General features: G+C 73.7%; 4 protein-coding genes and 1 pseudogene. 4 read left to right on the forward strand and 1 reads right to left on the reverse strand.

Features of this window, described 5'->3' with window-relative positions:
- Both ACWJ6R_RS33790 and ACWJ6R_RS33795 read left to right on the forward strand, forming a co-directional pair.
- On the forward strand, window positions 1–376 hold a 376-nt coding region (locus ACWJ6R_RS33790), incomplete at its 5' end, for an EAL domain-containing protein (RefSeq protein ID WP_449066112.1).
- Window positions 377–548: 172 nt separating this feature from the next.
- Window positions 549–1,559, forward strand: a complete 1,011-nt coding sequence (locus ACWJ6R_RS33795) for a coiled-coil domain-containing protein (protein WP_449066113.1) — start codon at window positions 549–551, stop codon at window positions 1,557–1,559.
- A gap of 71 nt (window positions 1,560–1,630) precedes the next feature.
- Here ACWJ6R_RS33795 and ACWJ6R_RS33800 read toward each other — a convergent pair whose 3' ends face one another.
- Complete coding sequence (locus ACWJ6R_RS33800; RefSeq protein ID WP_449066114.1) at window positions 1,631–2,122, reverse strand: MarR family winged helix-turn-helix transcriptional regulator; 492 nt, start codon at window positions 2,120–2,122, stop codon at window positions 1,631–1,633.
- Between the two features lie 112 nt (window positions 2,123–2,234).
- Here ACWJ6R_RS33800 and ACWJ6R_RS33805 point away from each other — a divergent pair, with 112 nt between their 5' ends.
- Both ACWJ6R_RS33805 and ACWJ6R_RS33810 read left to right on the forward strand, forming a co-directional pair.
- A complete protein-coding gene (locus ACWJ6R_RS33805; protein ID WP_449066115.1) occupies window positions 2,235–2,579 on the forward strand; it encodes an NAD-dependent epimerase/dehydratase family protein in 345 nt (114 codons plus the stop codon).
- Window positions 2,471–2,893 (forward strand): annotated as a pseudogene (locus ACWJ6R_RS33810) (hypothetical protein); the annotation flags it as partial. The gene ACWJ6R_RS33805 and the pseudogene ACWJ6R_RS33810, both read left to right, overlap by 109 nt.

Here is a 2,893-nt window from a genome sequence, read left to right on the forward strand (position 1 = left end):
GGCCTACCTGCGGACCCTCCCGGTGGACATCCTCAAGATCGACCGGTCGTTCACCGCCCCGCTCACCGACACCGACCCCCGCCAGGCCCGCGCCTTCACCAAGGCGATCCTGGAGCTCTCGGCCAGCCTGGGGCTGAGCACCGTCGTCGAGGGCGTCGAGTCCCGGGAGCAGGCCGCGGTCCTGCAGCAGATGGGCTGCCCGCTGGCCCAGGGCTACCTGTTCTCCCAGCCCGCCCCCGCCCGCGCGGATCGACGACATGCTCCAGGTGGCGCCCTCCCAGAGCGCGGCCTGACCTCCCGGCCCGGGGCCCCGTACCGTGCCGGAGGCGCCACCGCCGGACGCCGGACGCCCGGTGCCGCCGCGCGGCGGGACTGACGGATTCCGGGCGCGGCTGAGCCCGGCCATATCGGAACGTGCCAGGAGAACGGGTTTTCGGTCCGGCCGGTCAGGTGGATGAATCATCCCCTAATATCGTCCATCGGACGAAGAGCGCCCCAACTCGGCATCCCGGCAGCCGGCGACTCACATCTTCGGCGAGAGGGGAAGCGTGGCGGCGGCACTCCGCGGGGAGCGGTACTGCGGTGCGCTCCGGGCCCTGCTCGCCGGCCTCGTCGCGGTGGCCCTGTGCCTGAGCGCCACCTCGGCCGGTCACGCCGCGCCCAAGCCGGGCGCCAAGCAGCTCCGCAAGGAGCTGGCCCAGCTGCAGCAGCGGTCGGAGACCCTGATCGCCGAGTACTACGAGGCGCGCGTCCGGCTGGAGAAAGTCGAGCGGATCGAGAAGGTGGCCCGCGGCAACCTGGAGCGCGCGCAGCGGAACTTCGACCTGGCCGCGCGGGAGATCCGCCTGCTGGCCGCCGAGCGGTACCGCACCGGCGGCCTGACGTCGCTGGCGGCGCTGGTGGGCGAGGCCGACGCCACCGTCCTGCTGGACCGCCTGGCCCTGACCCGGCAGGTCGCCGCCGCCCAGGACGCCAGGCTGCGGAGCTTCACCGAGGTGCGCGACGCCCAGCTGCGGGCCCGCGAGTCGGCGCGGGAACGCGCCGCCGAGCTCCGCGACGCGCTCAAGGGGCTCGACGACGACAAGAAGCGGGCCGAGAAGCTGATCGGGCAGATCAAGGACAAGATCGACCTGCTCTACCCGACCCCCGGGATCCGCCGGGCCGACGGCACCTGGGTGCCCCAGCTGCCGTCCGGCCCGGACCACATCACCCCCCGGATGCGGCTGGTCCGGCAGCTGATCGCGCAGCGCTTCGGCTCCCGGTTCGGAATCGGCTGCTACCGGGTCGACGGGGGCATCGCCGGCGGCGGGGAGCACCCGCTGGGGCGGGCTTGCGACTTCATGCTCAGCAGCGGGGGCGCCATGCCGACGGCGGCCGAGACCCGGCGCGGTGACGAGATCTCCGCCTGGGCGATCAAGAACGCCCGGCGGCTCGGCATCATGTACGTCATCTTCCGCCAGCGCATCTGGCACGTGCGCACCGGCACCTGGCGGACCATGTCGGACCGCGGCGGCGTCACCGCCAACCACTACGACCATCCGCACATCTCGGTCTACTGACCGCGGGTTCGGCGGACGGGCGCCGGGCCGTCCCCGGCGCGCGGGGGGCGGTCTCCGAGGCCCCCGGACGGTCAGGGGCCGGTGTCGCCGAGCGAGCCCAGCAGCTTGCGGAGCAGGGCGGCCAGCTCGTCCCGCTCGGTGGGGGTGAGGCCGTCGAGCAGGCGGTCCTCGTTGGCGACGTGGCCGTCGACGAGGTCGCCGACCAGGCGGTGACCGGTCTCGGTGAGGGTGACCAGGACGAGGCGGCGGTTGTCCTCGGCGGTGGCGCGGGTGACCAGACCCTTGGCGACGAGGCGGTCGATCCGGTTGGTCAGCGCTGCCGAGCTCACCATGGCGGCCTCCGCCAGCTCGCGCATGCAGAGGGTCCGGTCGGCGCGGAACAGGGTCGCCAGCACGTCGAACTCCCAGGGTTCGAGGCCGTGCTCGTCGAAGTGGGTCCTGACCCCGCGCTCCAGCAGGCGGGAGGCCCGGGAGATCCGGCCGACCACGCCCATGGCGGAGGTGTCCAGGCCGGGCCGTACGGCGGCCCACTGGTCGAGGATCCGGTCCACGGCGTCGTTCATCGGGCCATGCTACCTGAAATCTTCGACATCGAACTGTTTGACATATCCCCGATCATCGCCTTAACGTTTCGCCGTCACAAGTTTCGATGTCGAAGATTTCGAGGTGGAGAAGATGAAGGTCCTCGTGCTGGGGGCGACCGGCTACATCGGCTCGGCGGTCGCCGGGCGGCTCGCGGAGCACGGCCACGAGGTGGTGGCCCTGATCCGGCCCCGGCCGGGCGAGGTCCGTTCCGTGCCCGGGGCGGCGGAGGTCAGGCACGGCGACGTGACCGACCCCGCCTCCCTGGCCGCGGCCGCCGCGGACGTGGACGCGGTCGTGCACGCCGTCGCCCGACGGGGGAGGAGGCGGTGGAGACGGCGGCGGTCGACGCCCTGCTGGCCGGCGGGGCGAAGGTCGTCTACACCAGCGGCGTCTGGGTGCTCGGCGCCGGCTCCTCGGATGAGGAGAGCCCGCTGAACCCGATCCCGCTCGTCGCGTTCCGGGCGGCCGTCGAGCGGCGGGTGCTCGCCTCCGGCGGCGTGGTGGTCCGGCCCGGCATCGTGTACGGCGCTGCCGGAGGCATCCCCGCCCTGCTGGTCGCCAAGGCCGCCGAGCACGGCCGGGGCCGCTACGTCTCCGCGGGCGGCCGGGAGCCCGCCTGGGCCACCGTCCACATCGACGACCTGGCCGACCTGTTCGTCGCCGCGGTGGAGAGCGGGGAGCCCGGCGCCGTCCTGCACGGGGTGGGGGAGGAGGCGGTGCCGTTGGCCGCCGCCGCGAAGGCCGCCGCC

This window comes from Planomonospora algeriensis, from assembly GCF_977012225.1.